Below are 19,656 nucleotides of genomic sequence, written 5' to 3'. Positions count from 1 at the left end.
ACAAACGTCCCATTTCTGCTTAATCTTTCTAATATTTCTCTAATGTCTCCATCACTGCCTGATAGATTCCCCAGGCGGTCTGCCTTATTCCTTTTTCCTGCCGCATATATAAACAGTCGGAAGGGTTGGTCAGATACCCTGTTTCTACAATAACTGCCGGGACTTTTGCATGATGCATCAAATACAGATCTTCTCTGCGGATCACACCACGTGCAGGCAACCCGGTCGCTGCGACAGTCTTTTTGAGCAGCTTCGCCGCAAGTTGTTTATTGGTATATCCGGCTCCATTATCCCGCTTGGAATACAGCACTTCTATGCCACGCACAGAATGCTTTCTTGCATCCGATGCGTTGCAATGTACGCTCACTAACATGTCTGCCTGCCGTTTATTGGCAAGCCGTACCCTCGCCTTTTTGGAAACTGTACGATCCGTTGTTCGCGTACAATATACCTTAACACCACTTTGTTCAAGCAGCCTGGCAATTTCCTTTACCACCGCCAGATTATACTCTTTTTCCTCCAGTTTTCCATCATCGCTGACAGCGCCCTCATCTTTGCCTCCATGTCCCGCATCCAAGGCGATCACATACTGTGATTTCTTTGATGCATCGTCCTGTTTCGGATCGGACAATTTCTGTGCTCTCGTCCGTGTACTTTCCGATAGCACAGACCCTTTTGCCTCCTGCGCCTGCACTTTGGAAATGGAATCTATCGGCATTCCCTTCGAAAAGATCACACAAAAGACAAGCAGCAGCAATAGCACACATATGCTTTGTCCTGTCAGCATTCTCCATTGCTTTATCTCCATGTCCACCTCAAATCTAACGTTGTTCTCCGTCTGTATCCTGCCATAAATATTATCTTGTGTCTGTTCTAAACATATCCTCAAATATGCTATTCTCTGTGCCTCATTATATAAGAAATCGTTCTCTATTGCAATGTGCATTGACGTGTAAGCAATGATTGTAATTTATCCTACATTTCGTTATAATAAAATGAGCTGCCCAAACTTCCCATACCGGAAGTTATTGCACAACCACATATTACTTATTATGTCAATGACTATATAGCATTTTGCAGCCACCAAAGAGCGATTTCTGCCATCAGAGTACTATAAGTAATTGCCTTGCCGCATTTACGTTTTTCGTGATTTCTAGATTTTGTTATCTCTGATGATTGATTTACATGCCTTTCGGAAACTCGAAGTCCCGGAAGCAAGGTAATCATCATTTTTGAAAGGGACTTTGCGCTCGTCGTTACTTATGTCTCGTATTTCAGAGACATTAAGTAACGTGACGTAGCGCATCGTAGCGAAAGCGTCCCGTCCAAAAATGGATGATACCTTGCTAAACCGGGACATCTCAGACACTCCTTCAGGCATGTATTCATCAGAGATGTAACAAAATAAGAAATCACGCAAAAACTCTGCGTTCTGCGGCAATTATCTTAGTACTCTGATGACAGAACAATTTACTGTATTGGCTGCAAAATGGTTTATTTATTGCTGACATAATAAGTAATATGTGGTTGTGGAGGATTTGAAGTATGGGAAGTTTGAGCGAGTTTTAAATGTGGATCTGACGAGGGATGAGTAAATGTCAGATCTTGTAGTACAAAATTGATAGAATGGAGTTTAAGTATGATCAAGAGAATGGATTTATCCGGCGATTGGGCATTTGCCTTGGATGCGGACAAAACAGGGATCGAGCAGGGAATTTTCCGTAGTCTGCCTGCAGATACGATTACACTTCCCGGTACGACTTCGATCGCCAAAAAGGGAACTCCTTCTGACAAGAAAGAAATCGGTTTTCTGACTGATCCATACTTGTTTGAAGGTTACGCATGGTATGCAAAAGAAATTACCTTGGACAAAAATTTCAAAAACAAAAATATTTATTTACATTTGGAACGTACACGCCTGACTCGTGTTTGGGTTAATGATGTAGAGGTCGGATGCAGAGACAGCCTTACTACTCCACATCATTACGATCTGACTCCTTATATTAAGGACAACACGTTTCGTCTGACTATTTTAGTTTCTAATGTGGATTACCCGACCAAAGGCGGTCATCTGACCTCTCCGGATACCCAGACGAATTGGAATGGTATTATCGGCGAGATATCGCTTCACATATGTGATGAGATCATGATCGAACATATCAAAACCTACCCGGATACAGAGCACAAATCTGTCCGTGTAGAGATTACCACCAACAATACAACGCAGACGCAACGCAATCTGTCTGTCTGTGCCGAAGCTGAATTAATGAACATTTCCGGCAAGACAGGCGTACAAGTACCTGCTGCATATTTTCAGGACATTTTCTTCCCGGTCGGCAAAGGAACGGCCGAATTTACTTATGAACTGGGAGAAGATGCTGTACTTTGGAGCGAATACAGTCCGGTCATCTACGAACTGCACTTGACAATTCCGGGTACCGACGAGGAGAGCGTGACAACATTCGGTCTGCGCGACTTTTCCACATCAGAGACTGAATTTTTGATCAACGGGACACCGACATTCCTGCGTGGCAAACACGATGGTTTGATCTTTCCAATGACCGGAGCGGTTCCTACTTCCGTAGAAGAATGGATCCGCGTTATGAGCATTTCCAAATCTTACGGTATCAATCATTACCGTTATCACACCTGCTGCCCTCCGGACGCTGCATTTGTGGCGGCTGATCTGTTGGGTATTTACATGGAACCTCAGCTTCCTTTCTGGGGAACCTTGACCGCACCGGGTGATGAAGGGCACAATGCCGAAGAGCAGGATTATCTGATCGAAGAAGGTTATCGCATGATGGATGAATTTGGTAACCATGCTTCTTATTGTATGATGTCTCTTGGAAATGAGCTTTGGGGCAGCAAAGAGCGCATGGCAGAGATCATTACAAATTATCGCAAGGTGGATGATCGTCATCTGTATACACAGGGTTCCAACAACTTCCAGCACACCCCGGTACTATTACCGGAAGACGATTTCTTTGTCGGAGTCCGTTTTAGCAAAAACCGTTTATTCCGTGGTTCCTATGGTATGTGTGATGCTCCTTTGGGACATATTCAGTGGGATGAACCTTCTGCTGATCATAACTACGATGAAGTGATCCATCCTACAAATGCAGCCGCCGATGCCGGCAACGATGCGGAAGAGATTGAAATCCAATACGGAACCGGCGTTAAGAAAGTAAAAGCTGCCGATAATGGGGGTGTTTTGATTCCACATATTCCGGTTGTCTCCCATGAGATCGGACAATTTGCGGTTTATCCAAACTTCCGTGAGATTGATAAATATACCGGCGTTCTCAAAGCAAGAAACTTCGAAGTATTCAGAGACCGTTTGAAAGAAAAGGGCATGTTAGATCAAGCCGATGACTTTTTCTACACCAGTGGTAAGCTGTCTGTTCAATGCTACAAGGAAGAACTGGAGGCTGCTGCTCGTACGAAACTGCTCGCTGGATATCAAATATTGGATATTCAGGACTTTTCCGGTCAGGGTACCGCTCTCGTTGGTATTTTGGATGCCTTTATGGACAGCAAAGGACATGTTACACCGGAGGAATGGGCAGGATACTGTTCCGATCACATTCTGTTAGCACAGTTTCCAAAATATGTCTATCAGGCAGGAGAAACCTTCCGTGCTAAGATGGCGATCCGCTACTACAATCCGGAGAAGTTGGAGAATAAAATTCTTCACTGGGAATTAAAACAGCAGAAAAAGATCATTCGAGAGGGCTCCGTTGTGATTCCGGATGGTGCTTTTGACCTGGTAGAATTAGATGAGATAACCTTTGATTTTCCGGAGATTACGGAAGCTGCTACTTATCATTTGGATCTTAGTGTACCGGAAACCAATATGGCAAACACCTATGAGCTATACTGCTTCCCAACACTGTCAACGAAAATTCCGGTCTCCGGCATGACGATCGGTGAAGGTGCCAATGAAGTCCATGTGACGGCTGATTACGCAGAAGCCTGCGCATTGCTTCAAAATGGTCAAAAAGTATTGTATCTGCCAACCGAACTTGCCGACAAGATCGAAGGCTTTTATTGTACGGATTTTTGGTGTTATCCAATGTTCCGCGATATTTGCGAATGGATGAAGAAGCCGGTTGCTGTCGGTACAATGGGGCTGTTGATCCAAAAGGATCATCCGGCTTTAGCTTCTTTCCCGGCTCACAAATATTCCACACCACAGTGGTATAAGATCGTATCGCACTGTGACTGTGCTATCTTAGATGACGTGACCGATAAGAGCTACCGCCCGATCGTGCAGATGGTCGACAACTTTGAACGTAACCACAAACTTGGTATTTTGTTTGAAGGTAAAGTTGGCGAGGGTACCTTGATGGTATGTACCAGCCGTTTAAGTGAGGTTGCCGAGTATCCTGAGATCAAATGCTTTGCAAGATCAATACTGGATTATGTGACCTCGGATGCTTTCGCACCTGAGCAGACATTGGATATGGCACTTCTTAAGCGTGTATTTTGCAAGGAGGACTAACCGTCACATCCGAATAAAACAATAAAAGATATAAGCAAATAAAAGCCACCAAGACCTGATAGGTAACCTGTCTGCTGACAGGACATATCAAATCTTGGTGGCTTTCAATTTTGATACTCTTATATGTGCTTTCAACCTAATGTGAAAGCACATACCTCATTATTACAAACTTTAATTCTAAAGTGATTGGATAAACCGCATGAATGCATTCATACCTTCGTCTGTGTTTTTATAAACACCGGCATGCTCTAATACTTTCTTAAAAACGATACCGATCTCCGTCTGAAGAATTTCATCTACATTATCTTCTGTGATCGCATCGTATTTTGGTAAAAACTCGTCTACCCAGTCTGCATGTTTTGCAAGTTCCTCATCGGCTCGAATATCTTTTCCTGATATAATGTATTCGCCCAAACGCTGCATTTCTCCCTTTAATCTTGCCGGAAGGACTGCCAGACCCATAACTTCGATCAAGCCGATATTTTCTTTCTTAATATGGTGCAGTTCCTGATGTGGATGGTACACACCTAACGGATACTCCGGCGTTGTAATGTTATTGCGAAGTACCAGATCCAGTTCAAACTCCCCGTCCCGCATTCGCGCAATCGGTGTGATCGTATTGTGTGGTTCTCCATCCGTCTGCGCATAGATAAAAGCATCTTCATCTGTATATGCTCTCCATGCCGTCAAAATATGTGCAGCAAGCTTTACCAGGCGCTCAGCCTCTTTATGACGAATACGTACAACCGACATCGGCCAATTTACGATCCCCGCCTGTACATCCTCAAAGCCCGGAATCGTCAATGTCTGCTTGATGTCCGCTCTTTCCATTGCAAATTCATAATGACCACCCTGGAAATGCTCATGTGCCAATATCGAGCCGCCTACAATTGGCAGATCGGCATTTGAACCTACAAAATAATGTGGGAACTGACGCACAAAATCCAACAGTTTACGAAAGGCAGATTCATCAATCTTCATCGGTGTATGATCACTATTAAATAGGATACAGTGCTCATTGTAATATACGTAAGGAGAATACTGCAATCCCCACTGACCGCCATCAATGGTTACCGGAATAACACGGTGATTCTGTCTTGCCGGATGATTCACTCTACCTGCATACCCCTCGTTTTCTTTACACAGCAAACATTTCGGATAAGCACTCTGCGGTGCATTTTTGGCAGCGGCGATCGCCTTAGGATCTTTCTCCGGCTTAGATAAATTGATCGTAATGTCTAATGTCCCATACTCTGTATCTGCGGTCCACTTTACATCACGCTTGATTCGATCACGGCGGATATAATTGGTATCACAACTTAATTTATAATAATAGTTTGTTGCCGCTTTGGGTGATTCTTCATACAACTTGCGAAACTTGCGGATCACGGTACTTGGCGCCGGAACGAGTGCTCCCATCAGTTTCGTATCAAATAAATCCTGATAAACAACGCTGTTCTCTGTCATAACACCGCGGGAATATGCATTTTCCATAAGGTCCGCTAAAATCTCATGAACCGGCCGTACCGGCGTCTCCTGCTCTGGTGTCTGATATTCATCCAACTGCAAAATCTCCAACAAACGATTGATCACATACACACGATCTTCCGCTGCGACCAAACCATTTTTTTCCCCATAACGAACCAACTCATCAATCAACACACTGTTATCTGCCATGCTATTACCGTACCTTTCTATATGTGGTTGAGGGGCCCGCCAAGACCCCTCCCAATAAATAATATGAAATCTTTGATAGGCTTAGTGTACTTTTTCGCCCTTAATCTCGATCATGTGATTTACTGCATGCTCTAACGCATCAATGGAAGCACGAATAATATCTTCATCACTGCTTACGCCCCAGTATAACTGCTTCTCATCCTGCGTAATTCCAACATAAGCCATCGCCTTAGAAGAAGATGTCTTCGACAATGCGTGCTCCTCATATACATCCAATACATAGCTGATACCTAAGAAATCCTTGATCGCATTGTTGACTGCATTCAAACGTCCATTTCCCTTTGCCTCGACAACTTCTTTTTTGCCATCCTGCTCAAAAGTAACCTGCGTTGTAATACCATCTTTCTGCTGGAAGTGTACTTCTGCAATAGCAAAACTGCGCTTTGGCTGGCTGTATGTCTCTTCGAATACGCGCAGCATATCTTCCGGACTGAGCTCTGCATGTGCATGATCGGAAACACCCTTCATCAGGTAACCGACTTCCTCACGCATACGGTCTGGAATCTCTAATCCGTAATTCTGTTTTAATACATACGCTACACCGCCCTTACCGGACTGGCTGTTGATACGGATAACATCCGAATCATATGTTCTTCCAACATCTTTCGGATCGATCGGCAGATATGGAACCGTCCAAAGATTTTCGTTACGCTCCTCGCGATATGCCATACCTTTGGAGATAGCATCCTGATGAGAACCGGAAAATGCAGTAAATACAAGCTCACCTGCATATGGCTGACGCTTGGATACCTGCATTGCTGTCAAACGCTCATACGTATCTGCGATCTCCTGCATATTGTGGAAATCTAACTTGGAATCCACACCATGAGAATGCAGATTCATAGCAACAGTTACTAAGTCTAAATTACCGGTACGTTCACCGTTACCAAACAAAGTGCCTTCCAAACGGTCTGCTCCTGCCAATACACCAAGCTCCGCAGTTGCCACGCCGGTACCACGGTCATTGTGTGGATGCAGAGAAAGAACAACATTATCACGGTATTTCAGATGTTTGCTGACATATTCAATCTGGCTTGCAAAAACATGCGGCATTGCATTCTCGACAGTGGCAGGGATATTAATGATCGCCGGTGCATCTGCCTGTGGCTGCCATACATCCAAAACGGCATTACATACTTCTACTGCATAATCTACTTCTGTTCCATGGAAACTCTCCGGGCTGTATTCAAAGCGGAAGTTACCATGTGCCTCTGCAGCAAGCTCTTTTAACAGTTTTGCTCCGTTTACTGCAATCTCCTTGATCTCTTCCTTGGATTTACGGAACACCTGCTCTCTTTGTGCTACAGATGTAGAATTATATACATGAACGATTGCATTTGGTGCACCATCCACTGCTTCAAATGTCTTGCGGATAATATGTTCTCTTGCCTGTGTAAGTACCTGAACCGTTACATCATCCGGAATGAGATGCTGATCGATCAGTGCTCTCAAAAAAGTAAACTCTGTCTCGGATGCTGCCGGAAAACCGACCTCAATCTCCTTAAATCCAATCTTAACCAGCATCTTAAAAAACTCTATTTTCTCGTCCAGGCTCATTGGCTCAATCAAAGCCTGATTGCCATCACGTAAATCAACACTGCACCAAACCGGCGGCTTATCAATTGCATCTTTCTTTGCCCATTCATAGCAATCCTCCGGTGGCATAAAATAACTCTTCTGATACTTTTCAAATCCTTTCATAAATAACCTCACTTTCCAGACTCTCCTTTGAGTCCTTGTAATGCGTTGCGCATCTGTGTGCATTCTGTCAGAGTTTGTATAAGGATCAACGTGAAATTCTTTCGTAATGTAAAAAACGTCTCTATATAATATAGAGACGGATCATCCGCGTTACCACTCTTATTCATGAAAAACATGCGCTCACAGGTACATCAACAACTTGTCAATACCTTTCCCCTCTAACGGTGGGAATCCGTCCTGATCTACTAAAGTTCAACCGGCTGCTCCGAGACGAGTTCGCCATATCACTTCCACTGCTTCGCATCAACCAACAGCTTTCTGCATTCCATTCTATGGTTACTACTTCTCTTCTTCGCATTTCATCAAACATCATACCACATACATTCTAATTTGAAAACCCCCAATTTTTATCATTGTATCTTCCAAGTATGGAATTTTTTTAAGGGCAGCTTTCAAAGAAACTCCCAGACTGCATTTTTGATAACATAGCGTATTTTTGGTATTGGCATAATGTGGATTATGGGGATTGTGTTGTAAATAAAAATGTGCTAGTATAAATCCCGTCGAGAAAACACAATATATAGTGTCACCATGACATTTTTCGAACATTATATAGTACTTCTAAAAATCCGAGAAAGTATGCATATCCACGCAGTCTGTGTGCTTTCCTCGATTAGGAAGCAAGTCTGAATGGAGGAGGTTGCATTCATGAAAATCATGAAAAGAAGTGGCATTGAAGCCGATTTTGATGTCACCAAAATATCAGCAGCGATCAAAAAAGCAAACTGCGAGGTTGCCGCTGTTGATCAATTATCAGAAGAACAGATCGAGGAGATTTCTACTAATGTAGAGAAGATTTGTTCTGACATTGGCCGAACTCTCGGCGTCGAAGAAATTCAGGATCTTGTCGAGGATCAGATCATGAACAAACGTGCATTTGTGCTGGCACGCAAATACATTACTTACCGTTATACTCGCGCCTTAGTCCGCAAATCCAACTCAACCGATAAGCAGATCTTAAGCCTGTTGGAATGTAATAATGAAGAGGCAAAGCAGGAAAATTCCAATAAGAATCCTACCGTAAATAGTGTACAACGCGATTATATGGCCGGCGAAGTCAGTAAAGACATTACTAAGCGTTTTTTGCTCCCAGAGGATATCGTAGCCGCACACGAACAGGGCATTATACATTTTCACGATTCCGATTATTTTGCACAGCATATGCACAACTGCTGTCTTGTCAATTTGGAAGATATGTTGCAAAACGGTACTGTGATCAGTGAAACCATGATTGAACGGCCAAAGAGTTTTTCAACTGCCTGCAATATAGCAACGCAGAGCATTGCACAGATTGCCAGTTCCCAGTACGGCGGACAGAGCATTTCTTTGGCACATCTCGCCCCATTTGTGGATGTCAGCAGACAAAAATTCCGACTGCAGGTGCGTGATGAGTTTGAAAAAGCGAATATCGCTGCTTCCGAAGAACAGATCAATAATGTAGCAGAACAGCGTGTACGCGACGAGATCAAGCGTGGCGTACAGATGATCCAGTATCAGGTGATCACCTTGATGACAACTAATGGACAAGCACCATTTGTTACGGTATTTATGTATTTGGACGAAGTTCCGGAAGGACGTCTGCGTGATGATCTTGCACTCGTAACGGAAGAGATCCTTCGCCAGCGTATTCAGGGCGTTAAGAATGAAAAAGGTGTATATATTACTCCTGCTTTTCCAAAGCTGATCTATGTATTGGAAGAAGATAATATTACCGAAGGCAGTAAATATTGGGAACTAACCAAACTGGCAGCAAAATGTACGGCAAAACGAATGGTTCCTGACTATATTTCTGAAAAGATCATGCGTAAATTAAAAGATGGCAACTGCTATCCTTGCATGGGCTGCCGTTCCTTCCTGACTGTTTATCATGACGAAAACGATAAACCAAAGTTTTACGGCCGCTTTAATCAGGGCGTTGTCACGATCAACTTAGTGGATGTTGCCTGCTCTTCCGGCAAGGATATAGATAAATTCTGGCAGATTTTTGATGAACGTCTGGACTTGTGTTATCGTGCACTGATGTGCCGCCACAAGCGTTTATTAGATACGCCTTCCGACGTTGCTCCAATCCTTTGGCAGTACGGTGCTCTCGCTCGTCTGGAGAAAGGTGAGACGATCAATAAACTGCTATATAACGGATATTCTACGATTTCTTTGGGATACGCCGGATTATGCGAATGCACCAGATATATGACCGGACACAGTCATACTGATCCGGAATCCACTCCATTTGCATTGCAAGTCATGCAGCATATGAACGATGCCTGTGCAAAATGGCGCGAAGAAACCAACATCGACTTTAGCTTATATGGTACTCCGCTAGAGTCCACCACCTACAAATTTGCCAAATGTCTGCAAAAACGCTTTGGCATTATCGAAGGTGTGACCGACCGCGGCTATATCACTAACAGTTATCACGTACATGTAACTGAAGAGATCAATGCCTTTGATAAATTGAAATTTGAGGCGCAATTTCAAGAATTATCTCCGGGTGGTGCGATCAGTTATGTGGAAGTACCGAATATGGAAAATAATATCGAAGCCGTATTAAATGTTATGAAATATATTTATGATAATATTATGTATGCGGAATTAAATACCAAGAGTGATTATTGTCAATGCTGCGGTTATACCGGTCAGATTCAGATTGTCACTGACAAACATGGTAAGCTGATCTGGGAATGCCCAAATTGCGGCAACACCGACCAGAACAAAATGAACGTTGCAAGACGTACCTGTGGGTATATTGGGACGCAATTTTGGAATCAGGGACGTACCCAGGAGATCAAAGAACGCGTGCTGCATTTATAAATTTTACAATTCCGGACGGGACTCCAGATCGCGGCTTAAAGCATCCAAATAATGAATGAATATTTGGTTTGATGTGCGTATCTGGTAATCCTGATCCAGTTCGTGACGCAAAAAGCTCTTGCGTCCTCCTTCTGCTGCACGATCCCAAAAGCGTTTTACATCGCGAAACGGTACATAGTAATAGACACCGGCTTCCTTAAAATAGACGATCAAAAACGCAATGCCATCTTGCCGCTCAAAGTCCTGCATATACTCCATCTGATGCTCATGGATATTTTGCAGGGCAAAACGCTCTCCGGCGCATTCTTTGGCATCAAAACAAATTGGCACCCCCTGCACATTCCCGATATAATCTACGGTACTTTTTTGTTCAAAATATGCTAAGGTGATATGCCGATGCTCTTTGTCGATATTGATCGGCGTAATGGGCGTCGGTATTTTTTGTACTAATGCCAAATGCTCTTTGCGATATTGTTCATTTGTCATATTAAGGGCTTCCTCTAACATAGAGCCTCGAAGTCCTCTTGAATTCCAAGATGGCATAATTCTCTCAACTCCTTATGAATAGTGCAATATGATCATTTAATCTCCATTCCAAATTTGCGCACTATCTCAGCTAAATACTGTTCTGTTTAGTTTCTATCCCTAGTCTGCGCACTATCTCAGCTAAATACTGTTCTGTTCAGTTTCTATCCCTAGTCTGCGCAGTACCTGTGCAAAATTGTCTGGGAGTTCCGCTTTCCAAACATATTCTTTTCCATGTGCCGTAAATATAAGCTGCCAAGCATGTAACAATTGCACTCGCTGATGTAATTGCTCTCGGTCGAAGGCAGACGCTCGTTTCGTACTGTATTTAACGTCCCCCACCAATGGATGACCAATGCTTGCCAAATGAGCACGAATTTGATGAGATTTACCTGTGATCAGATGCACCTGCAACAGGGTAAAAGATTCCCCTTGATACACCCCCTGTTGAAGCGGCAGGTATTCCGTTGCAATCGGTACACTGTTAGGGCCGGGCTGTTGTCTTACTGTCACTTTATTGGTTCGACTATCCTTCTCTAGGTAGCCTTTCAAATACTGCTTTTTTGACACACTTCCATGAACAACACATAAATAATATTTGCAGATTGTACGTTCCTTGAACCGCTTATTCATGTCCTGTAGCGCACGTACCGTCTTTCCTGCTACGATCAGGCCGGAAGTATTTCGGTCCAAACGATTACAGATTCCCGGATGAAACGTGTCATCAGCAGCATTATCTGCCAAATAATCTGTAATCTGTTCAACGATCGACCTGTCATTTCTGTCCGCTTTTTGGGATAGCACTCCAACCGGCTTATTAACCACCAAAAACTGAGCATCCTCATAGACAATTTGCAACGGCGGCAAGTTTCTGTCATAGTGCCCCTGCTGCAACTCTATTTTTCCTTGACGTGCACCCTTTTCCAGCCTCTTTGCCTGTGGCATCTGTTGTGCACCATTAGTCGGTCTCTTTGCCTGTGGCATCTGTCGTGCACCATTAGTCGGCCTCTTTGCCTGTGACAGGTGTTGTGCGCCCAAATCAACTTCTTGAGCTTTCTTCCCTGACCGAAAACCATCAATTGTTTCATCCGCAAGAAACAATTTTATCTGATCGCCGGTCTGAATCCGCTCCGACCCAGACACTTTTTTCCCGTTTAACACAATGTTTTTCTTGCGCATCATCTTATAAAAAAAGCTTTTCGGAGCATCCGGCATATATTTTTCCAAATAGCGATCCAAACGCTGTCCTTCCTCGCGTTCAGAAATTATTACTTCTCGCATAATAGCTCTCTGCCCTTTCTCTCGGTTATACGATCAAAGATCGCAGGTAAGATTTCACATGTTCCAACTCTTCTTCCTGATCCTCCGTACATTCCGGAATGGAATCAATTCTTGCTAACTCCTGTAAAAACATCGCCTGCTTCTCCACGATCTGCACTTTATACTGCGTTCCCCAGTTAGCAACGCCCTTGGACAAATACTCTCTAACATAGGATAATTCCTGTTTTCCATTGCCCAATACGCCAATCACTCGTCCATTACCTACTGCCAAAAAATCTAAATGCATAATCTTTTCGGAAGAAGTGATCACCAGATCTGTCATCAGTTCCATCCTCTCCGGCAAAGCTTTTTGCACCTTTTGGTATTGTTCCTCGGTTACAGAATGATACGGAAATACCACAACAAAACCAACAATCTGTTTCACGATCGGCAGTACCCCTAACACTGCGATCACCGTAAATAAATTCTGTCTGGACATATGATTCAGCACCAATCCCAATACATAAATTCCAATAGAAATAGCACTATAAATAATTGCTATCGTAAGGGTTCTTTTCTTTCTATTGTTTATATAACCGAAATCTCCACGTTTCGCTTTCATCCGTTCCTCCAATCATATCTTGTAATTACTGCATGCGCCATCCTGCGTAATATTTGTTTTTTAGCATTCCATTCTGCATATATTTTCCCCAGCCTAATGCAAAACCATCTACACATACTAACACATAATTTTCCGTCTGCTTTAACATCCCCTCATTCAAAACAGTCACATCCTGCAGTGTCTCTCCTTTCAGATAACGGATCACATCCTGTTCTTCGGAAGATAAATTCACATACGGAAGCTTGTCCTTATCGCAAATAGAAAGTGCAAGCTGTATGGACGGCTCAAATCGTTTCTCGGCGCTACCCACGATCAATCCCGTCTGAATACAGCGAAGCCCTTTCCACGATACGGATCCTTCCATTTCTAACATAAACTGTTTCTTGCCGGGAATCAAACGATACCTCTCTGCTCCGGGAGCCGATAGACATCCTGTCCACCAAGTCGCCTTAACCGCAAGATCGTTATCTCCATCCATCCTTCTGCGGTCTTTTTTCCCGGAGAGACGTTGTTGTCTCGTACCGTCATATTTTGATCTTCGTCCTGCTCCGGAACTTTGATGTTTTTTCTCTGCCATACGAAAACCATGATCATGCACTCGCTCGGCAAGGGAATTTTCCTGCTCCACGGAATTGCTTTCCTGCTCTACAGCCGACGAATCTCCTTTCTGCAAAAGGACAGCGAAATGACCCTCTCCCACTGTCTTATGTGGGAAAATTCGAACACAGCGAGATAGCTGCTGCCGTTCCGTTTCTGTCAACGCGGCATCCGTGATTCCGCTGCAAAAGCCCTCTTTACGTGGGACTTCACAAACGTGCATATCCGGAAATTGCCGCAAAAACCACAATATATTTTTTTCATCTTCTTCCGGCGAAAAAGTACATGTGGAGTAGACCAAATATCCACCTTCCCGAAGCATTTGATAAGCCGCCTTCAAAATATCCCGTTGGATCGGAGCATAATATTGCGGCCCTTTTTCTTCCCAATCCTGTACCATATGGGGATCTCTGCGAAACATCCCCTCTCCGGAGCATGGTGCATCGATCAAAATACCATCAAAATATTGTGAAAAGGACTCCTGCAAACGTTCCGGCTTTTCCGCTGTAACGACTACATTGACCGCCCCGGCAATCTGCAAATTCTTCGCAAGTGCCATTGCCCTGGAAACACTAATATCATTTGCAACCAATTGACCGGTTCCCCCCAGCTTCGCAGCCAGCTCTGTCGCCTTGCCCCCCGGTGCTGCACAAACATCTAAGATTCGATCTCCTTCATGCACAGGCAGGATCGATGCCGGTATCATCGCACTGGGTTCTTGAATATAATACAAGCCCGCATAATAATAAGGATGTTTGGCAGGATTACATTGCTCATCGGTTGTCAAAAAGCCTTTCTCCGTCCACGGTATCGGCTTTGTCTTAAACGGACAGATTTCCGCCCATTGTTCCAAAGAAATCTTAGCCGTATTGATTCGTATGGCAGTCTGTGATCTCTGCTGCATACTTTCTATATATGCGGAATATTCCTCTCCAAGCAAGTCCTGCATGGCTTGTTGATATTTCTTTGGTAACGTCATTGTAACCGTATCCTTCCTTTCTACCGATACTGTAATCCCCGCATAGCAACACCTGACTATCAGGTATTACAAGCTGGATTTTCCTTTCCAGCAACACTGCAATCCCTTATAAGAGCATTGTAAATATTCACTGTGCCAAATACCATAGTATAGGATATGGATCCATACTTTGCTCTCTGCCATCCTTCGCAATATAGATTCCAAAGTGCAGATGTACCGCGAATTGACCACTGGTCCCTTCCGGTCCATACCCGGTATTACCCATTAACCCCAAATAATCGCCCGCTTTTACTTTGCTGCCTTTGCGCAGATCAGGTGCATATTGCTGTAAATGTGCATAATACACATAATATCCCTGTTTGGAACGAATACCTATACGGTATCCTCCCAATTTCAGCCAGCCAATTTGTTCAATCACACCATCACACACAGATTGAATCTGTAAGCACCCCGGCTGATCTTTGGAAGCCATGATATCTACACCCTCGTGACTTCTTTTGCCACCAAACGTTCTCGGTGCTCCATAGCCATCCTCAAAGTCCCAAGATACTTTACCTCGGCGATCCTTTCGCACCGGAAAGCATTCCATATCACGAAGCAACGCTCTGCTATGCGAAGATATATGGTTATGCTGCATTAACGTCTGATACTTCAGCAAGTTGTTCTGCCTGCTCTGCCAATTCGCAATATACAGCCCCATATAGCCGATCAATATAACATACACTGCAAAAACAAGCCATATCTTTCGTATACGGATCTTATTTTTGTTCATAGGAAATTATATGCTTTCTATGTTCGCATATGCTTTCCGGCTACACGATTATTCAAATGATTCCTTACATATTGCGGTTTTTCTCAGCGCAAGCATGCATTGCGTCCATGACGATTCCACGAAGCCCGCCTTGCTCTAACACACGTACCGCATCAATGGTTGTTCCCGCCGGTGAACATACCATATCCTTAAGCTCACCCGGATGCTTTCCGGTTTCTAATACCATTTTAGCACTGCCAAGTACAGACTGTGCAGCGAACTGATAAGCCTGCGCACGAGGCATTCCCTCCGCTACAGCAGCATCTGCCATGGCTTCAATGAATAAGAAAACATATGCAGGAGAACTTCCACTAACCGCAATAACAGCATCCATAATCTTTTCGCTGATCACTTCTGCCTTTCCAAAGCTCTCCAAAATATCGCATACCTGTTTTAAATCCTCTTCTCCAACATTTGCATTTGGACATACCGCCGTAATTCCTTCACCAACTAACGCCGGTGTATTTGGCATCGTCCTAACAATCTTATGAGATCCACCAAATGCCTCTTCTACCCAGGCAACGGATTTGCCTGCTGCAATCGTAACAATAATCTGCTCCGAAGACACAACATCTTTGATCTCTGCAATTACCTCCGCATAATAAACCGGTTTCACTGCAAGCACGATAATATCTGCTTTTGCAGCCTCTTTGTTATCTAAAGTGACATTCACACCATACTGTGCTGCTACCGTGTCAATCGTCTTTTGTGTCGCTGCCGTTGCAATGATTTCATTCTTAGGCAATAAACCTTTACGCAGCACACCACCGATCATCGCCTGTGCCATATTTCCAGCTCCAATAAATGCTAATTTCATGTCTCATTCCTTCTTTCTGTCCAAGCCATTTTCGTGCATCTAAAACCTCTATAAGGCTCACTACATAGTAGCACAAATCCCCTATGACAGGCAAGCATCCCACAGTGCAACCGCAATATCAATGCCATGGCGCAATTTCCATAGAATCCATATATACCTGTGTAAATTTTGCCTGCTCTGCCAGTTCAATATGATGTATGTCTGCGATATGCTCCTGCAGCATATCTATAAATTTCGGGTCACATAACGCTTCGCCTGCTCCTTTTCCCGCTGCGTTCCCAACAAAAATGATTTTCTTATCATCAATAGAAGGTAAGAGTCCCATCTGTTTTGCACTGCCCGGATTGACAAATCCTCCAAAGACACCAGCAACGTACAGCTCCTGTATGTCCTCCACTGACACCACTGCCTGCTCTAATAACAACATCATGCCGCTCTGTATCGCTGCTTTCGCTAACTGCACAGAACGAATATCCTGCTGCGTCAATACAATATCGTCATACAGAACAAATTGTCTTTCTCCCTTAACATCCGTAGTCAGACAGTCCGCAAATGGTCTGGCACTGTTTATCTGCATCGCTTCTTCACCAGAAAGCAGGCAGCCATCCGATGTCATCACTTGATGGCGGCGCAGAGCCGCAAGAAGATCTACCAATCCGGAACCACAGATCCCTATCGGCTTCTGATCATTTTGTTCTCGAGCAGACACCAAGGTAAGCTCGATATTGCCCGCACCACGAAACAGTTTCACCGCATTAATAACCCCTGCTCTCGCTCTCCTGCCATGCGTGATCCCTCTTCCCTCAAATGCCGGACCTGCGGCAGTAGAACACGCATACAGTGTTCCTCTGTTATTTAACAGAATCTCTGCGTTCGTTCCCAGATCAACCGCTAATTGGATTTTGTCCGCATCCCACATCCGCAAATTTCCAAGCATTGCCGCAGCATCTGCGCCAACATGTGCCGCTATGCCAGGCAATACTGTAATGGCTAACGTATTCCAGTCTTTCCAGCCAACATCTTTCCCCAATAATGTATAGCAGCCTTCATAAGCTGCCGAAAATGGAGCTCCCATCAGACCGGTAACGTCTTTTTGCAAAAAGAGATGACACATGACCGTGTTTCCTACCACCGCCATTTGAACCGGTACAGTCTGCGCAAAAAGTGACTTCCATTTACAGATCAGTTTGCTGCCCATTTGGAAGATCTGCTCGCGTATACGCTGTACCAAAAGGTCGCCTCTTCCCTCTTTGACATGCATAAGCCGCATCATAACATCACTGCCATAGGTTCCCTGTGCATTGTCTTCTGCTAACGTTGCTACCAGCTCACCATAAGAAGTATATAGATCAACTACCACCGTTGTCGTTCCAATGTCTACTGCCAGCCATGGATCTCCTCCCGTTTGAAACTGCGTATCTATCGCTTGTCCTATTTTAGCGCTTTCGCGTGTAGAATTCTTTAAGATCACCATCTCCTGTCACCTTCTTTCTATTATTTTCTATCTATGTAAAAGGTAATGCCCATACTTTTCATTGTTCTCGTCACACTCTAGTTTTTATTTGTGGAAAAGAAAAGAGGTCGTTCCGCACGACCTCTTTCGCTCATTTTTACTCCATTGCGCCTTACTTAGCGTAATCGGTTACTCTGGATTCACGAATAACATTTACCTTAATCTGGCCAGGATATTTCAGTTCATCCTCAACCTGCTTAGCGATGTCTCTTGCTAATAGTATCATGTCATCATCTGATACCTTCTCTGGTATAACCATGACACGAACTTCACGTCCTGCCTGAATGGCAAATGATTTTTCAACTCCCTTAAAGCTATTTGAAATATCTTCTAACTGTTTCAATCTGTTTGTATATGTTTCCAGTGTTTCTCGACGAGCACCCGGTCTAGCTGCAGAAATGGTATCTGCTGCCTGAACGATGCATGCGATCAAGCTTTCTGGCTCCACATCGCCATGGTGTGCTTCCACAGCGTTAATTACAATACCCGACTCTTTATACTTCCGACATAAGTCCGCACCAATCTGAACATGTGTACCTTCCATCTCCTGATCGACCGATTTACCAATGTCGTGAAGCAAACCTGCGCGTTTTGCTAGACGCACATCAGCACCAATTTCTCCGGCAAGTAAGCCAGACAAATGTGCAACCTCAATAGAATGTTTCAATGCATTCTGACCATAACTGGTTCTAAACTTCATTCTACCTAACAAACGAATTAATTCCGGATGAATTCCATGAACACCAACCTCTAATGTTGCTGCTTCACCTTCTTCACGAATCATCGACTCAACATCACGCTGTGCCTTCTCCACCATCTCTTCAATTCTTGCAGGATGAATTCGTCCATCAACAATTAGTTTCTCAAGAGCAATACGAGCAACCTCTCGTCTTACTCCATCAAATGCAGATAAAACAACTGCCTCCGGTGTGTCATCAATAATAAGATTTACACCTGTCAGAGTCTCTAATGTACGAATATTACGTCCCTCTCGACCAATAATTCGTCCTTTCATCTCCTCATTTGGCAACTGAACAACGGAGATTGTTGTCTCTGCTACATGATCCGCAGCACATCGCTGAATCGCAGTCACAACATAATCCTTTGCCTTTTTGTCTGCCTCTTCCTTTGCCTTGTTCTCTAATTCCTTAACGAGAACAGCAGTTTCATGTTTCACATCTTCTTCTACAGATTTTAACAAATATTCCTTTGCTTGTTCGGAGGTCAAACCGGAAATCTTTTCCAACTCGCGAAGATGGCTGTTCTTAATCGTCTCCAACTCTTTCTTAAGACGATCCAAATCCGCATCTTTCGCATTTAATTTGGATTCCTTCTTCTCTAAGGCTTCCGATTTTTTGTCCAGAGCTTCCTCTTTCGATAATACTCGCTTTTCATATCGCTGAATTTCGGCTCTACGCTCTTTGGATTCACGCTCAATTTCATTCTTATTCTTGATCGCTTCTTCCTTCGCCTCTAATAGGGCTTCACGCTTTTTCGTCTCTGCAGTCTTTACAGCTTCATCAATGATCTGACGAGCCTTGTCCTCTGCATTGTTCAACTTCTGATTCTCAGATTCCTGATAACGCTTAATAGAAATCGTCTTCGTCAAAAGTGCCGTAACAACGATGGCAACCAGTAAGATCACAACGGCTACTATTTTAATAACCATTGGTGACATCGAACTGAAGCACCTCCTTATAAATATTCATTGCACATAGT

Annotated in this window: 13 protein-coding genes and 1 other annotated feature; of the genes, 2 read left to right on the top strand and 11 right to left on the bottom strand. The window is 43.8% G+C overall.

What is annotated here, in order from left to right; translation table 11 throughout:
• Positions 1 to 28: 28 nt before the first annotated feature.
• Positions 29 to 808 carry an N-acetylmuramoyl-L-alanine amidase family protein gene (locus ACSAJE_RS13115; protein ID WP_458009324.1) on the bottom strand — a complete coding sequence of 260 codons (780 nt, stop codon included), beginning with the start codon at positions 806 to 808 and terminating at the stop codon, positions 29 to 31.
• An 831-nt stretch (positions 809 to 1,639) separates the two neighbouring features.
• Here ACSAJE_RS13115 and ACSAJE_RS13110 point away from each other — a divergent pair.
• Positions 1,640 to 4,504, top strand: coding sequence for a sugar-binding domain-containing protein (locus ACSAJE_RS13110; protein ID WP_458009323.1), 2,865 nt, complete (start codon positions 1,640 to 1,642; stop codon positions 4,502 to 4,504).
• A 177-nt stretch (positions 4,505 to 4,681) separates the two neighbouring features.
• On the opposite strand, the gene galT is transcribed toward ACSAJE_RS13110, so the two are convergent.
• Both galT and ACSAJE_RS13100 read right to left on the bottom strand, forming a co-directional pair.
• A complete protein-coding gene (gene galT, locus ACSAJE_RS13105) occupies positions 4,682 to 6,181 on the bottom strand; it encodes a UDP-glucose--hexose-1-phosphate uridylyltransferase (RefSeq protein WP_118691337.1) in 1,500 nt (499 codons plus the stop codon).
• Between the two features lie 81 nt (positions 6,182 to 6,262).
• Entirely contained in the window at positions 6,263 to 7,942 is a 1,680-nt protein-coding gene (locus tag ACSAJE_RS13100) for a 2-isopropylmalate synthase (RefSeq protein ID WP_458009322.1), read from the bottom strand.
• Positions 7,943 to 8,071: 129 nt separating this feature from the next.
• Positions 8,072 to 8,304, bottom strand: a binding site (T-box leader).
• 346 nt (positions 8,305 to 8,650) lie between these two features.
• On the opposite strand from ACSAJE_RS13100, the gene nrdD reads away from it, so the two are divergent.
• Entirely contained in the window at positions 8,651 to 10,813 is a 2,163-nt protein-coding gene (nrdD, locus tag ACSAJE_RS13095) for an anaerobic ribonucleoside-triphosphate reductase (RefSeq protein ID WP_458009321.1), read from the top strand.
• A 3-nt stretch (positions 10,814 to 10,816) separates the two neighbouring features.
• Here nrdD and ACSAJE_RS13090 read toward each other — a convergent pair whose 3' ends face one another.
• From ACSAJE_RS13090 to rny, 8 genes are all read right to left on the bottom strand, one after another.
• Positions 10,817 to 11,356 carry a Holliday junction resolvase RecU gene (locus tag ACSAJE_RS13090; protein ID WP_458009320.1) on the bottom strand — a complete coding sequence of 180 codons (540 nt, stop codon included), beginning with the start codon at positions 11,354 to 11,356 and terminating at the stop codon, positions 10,817 to 10,819.
• 123 nt (positions 11,357 to 11,479) lie between these two features.
• Entirely contained in the window at positions 11,480 to 12,619 is a 1,140-nt protein-coding gene (locus ACSAJE_RS13085) for a pseudouridine synthase (protein WP_458009319.1), read from the bottom strand.
• Positions 12,620 to 12,644: 25 nt separating this feature from the next.
• A complete protein-coding gene (locus tag ACSAJE_RS13080) occupies positions 12,645 to 13,220 on the bottom strand; it encodes a hypothetical protein (RefSeq protein WP_022024239.1) in 576 nt (191 codons plus the stop codon).
• A gap of 25 nt (positions 13,221 to 13,245) precedes the next feature.
• Positions 13,246 to 14,796, bottom strand: coding sequence for a methyltransferase RsmF C-terminal domain-like protein (locus ACSAJE_RS13075; RefSeq protein WP_458009318.1), 1,551 nt, complete (start codon positions 14,794 to 14,796; stop codon positions 13,246 to 13,248).
• 127 nt (positions 14,797 to 14,923) lie between these two features.
• Positions 14,924 to 15,568 carry a M23 family metallopeptidase gene (locus ACSAJE_RS13070; RefSeq protein ID WP_118691330.1) on the bottom strand — a complete coding sequence of 215 codons (645 nt, stop codon included), beginning with the start codon at positions 15,566 to 15,568 and terminating at the stop codon, positions 14,924 to 14,926.
• Positions 15,569 to 15,632: 64 nt separating this feature from the next.
• Positions 15,633 to 16,424: a pyrroline-5-carboxylate reductase gene (gene proC / locus ACSAJE_RS13065; protein WP_118691329.1), complete on the bottom strand. Its 792-nt coding sequence runs from the start codon at positions 16,422 to 16,424 to the stop codon at positions 15,633 to 15,635.
• A 118-nt stretch (positions 16,425 to 16,542) separates the two neighbouring features.
• Positions 16,543 to 17,898 (bottom strand): ASKHA domain-containing protein, encoded by a 1,356-nt coding sequence (locus ACSAJE_RS13060; protein ID WP_118691328.1) that lies wholly within the window; start codon positions 17,896 to 17,898, stop codon positions 16,543 to 16,545.
• A gap of 151 nt (positions 17,899 to 18,049) precedes the next feature.
• Positions 18,050 to 19,615, bottom strand: a complete 1,566-nt coding sequence (gene rny, locus ACSAJE_RS13055; protein WP_243034771.1) for a ribonuclease Y — start codon at positions 19,613 to 19,615, stop codon at positions 18,050 to 18,052.
• Positions 19,616 to 19,656: the final 41 nt, after the last annotated feature.

Source organism: Jutongia sp. SJQ-6, from assembly GCF_054161275.1.
The sequence above is the reverse complement of the archived record's forward strand: the minus strand, read 5'-3'. Positions and strand labels throughout refer to the sequence as shown.

Bases quoted from the DNA above. Each gene is read 5' to 3' on its own strand.
- ACSAJE_RS13110 (WP_458009323.1), top strand. From the start codon at position 1,640: ATGATCAAGAGAATGGATTTATCCGGCGATTGGGCATTTGCCTTGGAT.
- proC (WP_118691329.1), bottom strand. From the start codon at position 16,424: ATGAAATTAGCATTTATTGGAGCTGGAAATATGGCACAGGCGATGATC.
- ACSAJE_RS13070 (WP_118691330.1), bottom strand. From the start codon at position 15,568: ATGAACAAAAATAAGATCCGTATACGAAAGATATGGCTTGTTTTTGCA.
- ACSAJE_RS13090 (WP_458009320.1), bottom strand. From the start codon at position 11,356: ATGCCATCTTGGAATTCAAGAGGACTTCGAGGCTCTATGTTAGAGGAA.
- ACSAJE_RS13100 (WP_458009322.1), bottom strand. From the start codon at position 7,942: ATGAAAGGATTTGAAAAGTATCAGAAGAGTTATTTTATGCCACCGGAG.
- galT (WP_118691337.1), bottom strand. From the start codon at position 6,181: ATGGCAGATAACAGTGTGTTGATTGATGAGTTGGTTCGTTATGGGGAA.
- ACSAJE_RS13080 (WP_022024239.1), bottom strand. From the start codon at position 13,220: ATGAAAGCGAAACGTGGAGATTTCGGTTATATAAACAATAGAAAGAAA.
- ACSAJE_RS13075 (WP_458009318.1), bottom strand. From the start codon at position 14,796: ATGACGTTACCAAAGAAATATCAACAAGCCATGCAGGACTTGCTTGGA.
- ACSAJE_RS13085 (WP_458009319.1), bottom strand. From the start codon at position 12,619: ATGCGAGAAGTAATAATTTCTGAACGCGAGGAAGGACAGCGTTTGGAT.
- nrdD (WP_458009321.1), top strand. From the start codon at position 8,651: ATGAAAATCATGAAAAGAAGTGGCATTGAAGCCGATTTTGATGTCACC.
- ACSAJE_RS13060 (WP_118691328.1), bottom strand. From the start codon at position 17,898: ATGGTGATCTTAAAGAATTCTACACGCGAAAGCGCTAAAATAGGACAA.
- ACSAJE_RS13115 (WP_458009324.1), bottom strand. From the start codon at position 808: ATGGAGATAAAGCAATGGAGAATGCTGACAGGACAAAGCATATGTGTG.
- rny (WP_243034771.1), bottom strand. From the start codon at position 19,615: ATGTCACCAATGGTTATTAAAATAGTAGCCGTTGTGATCTTACTGGTT.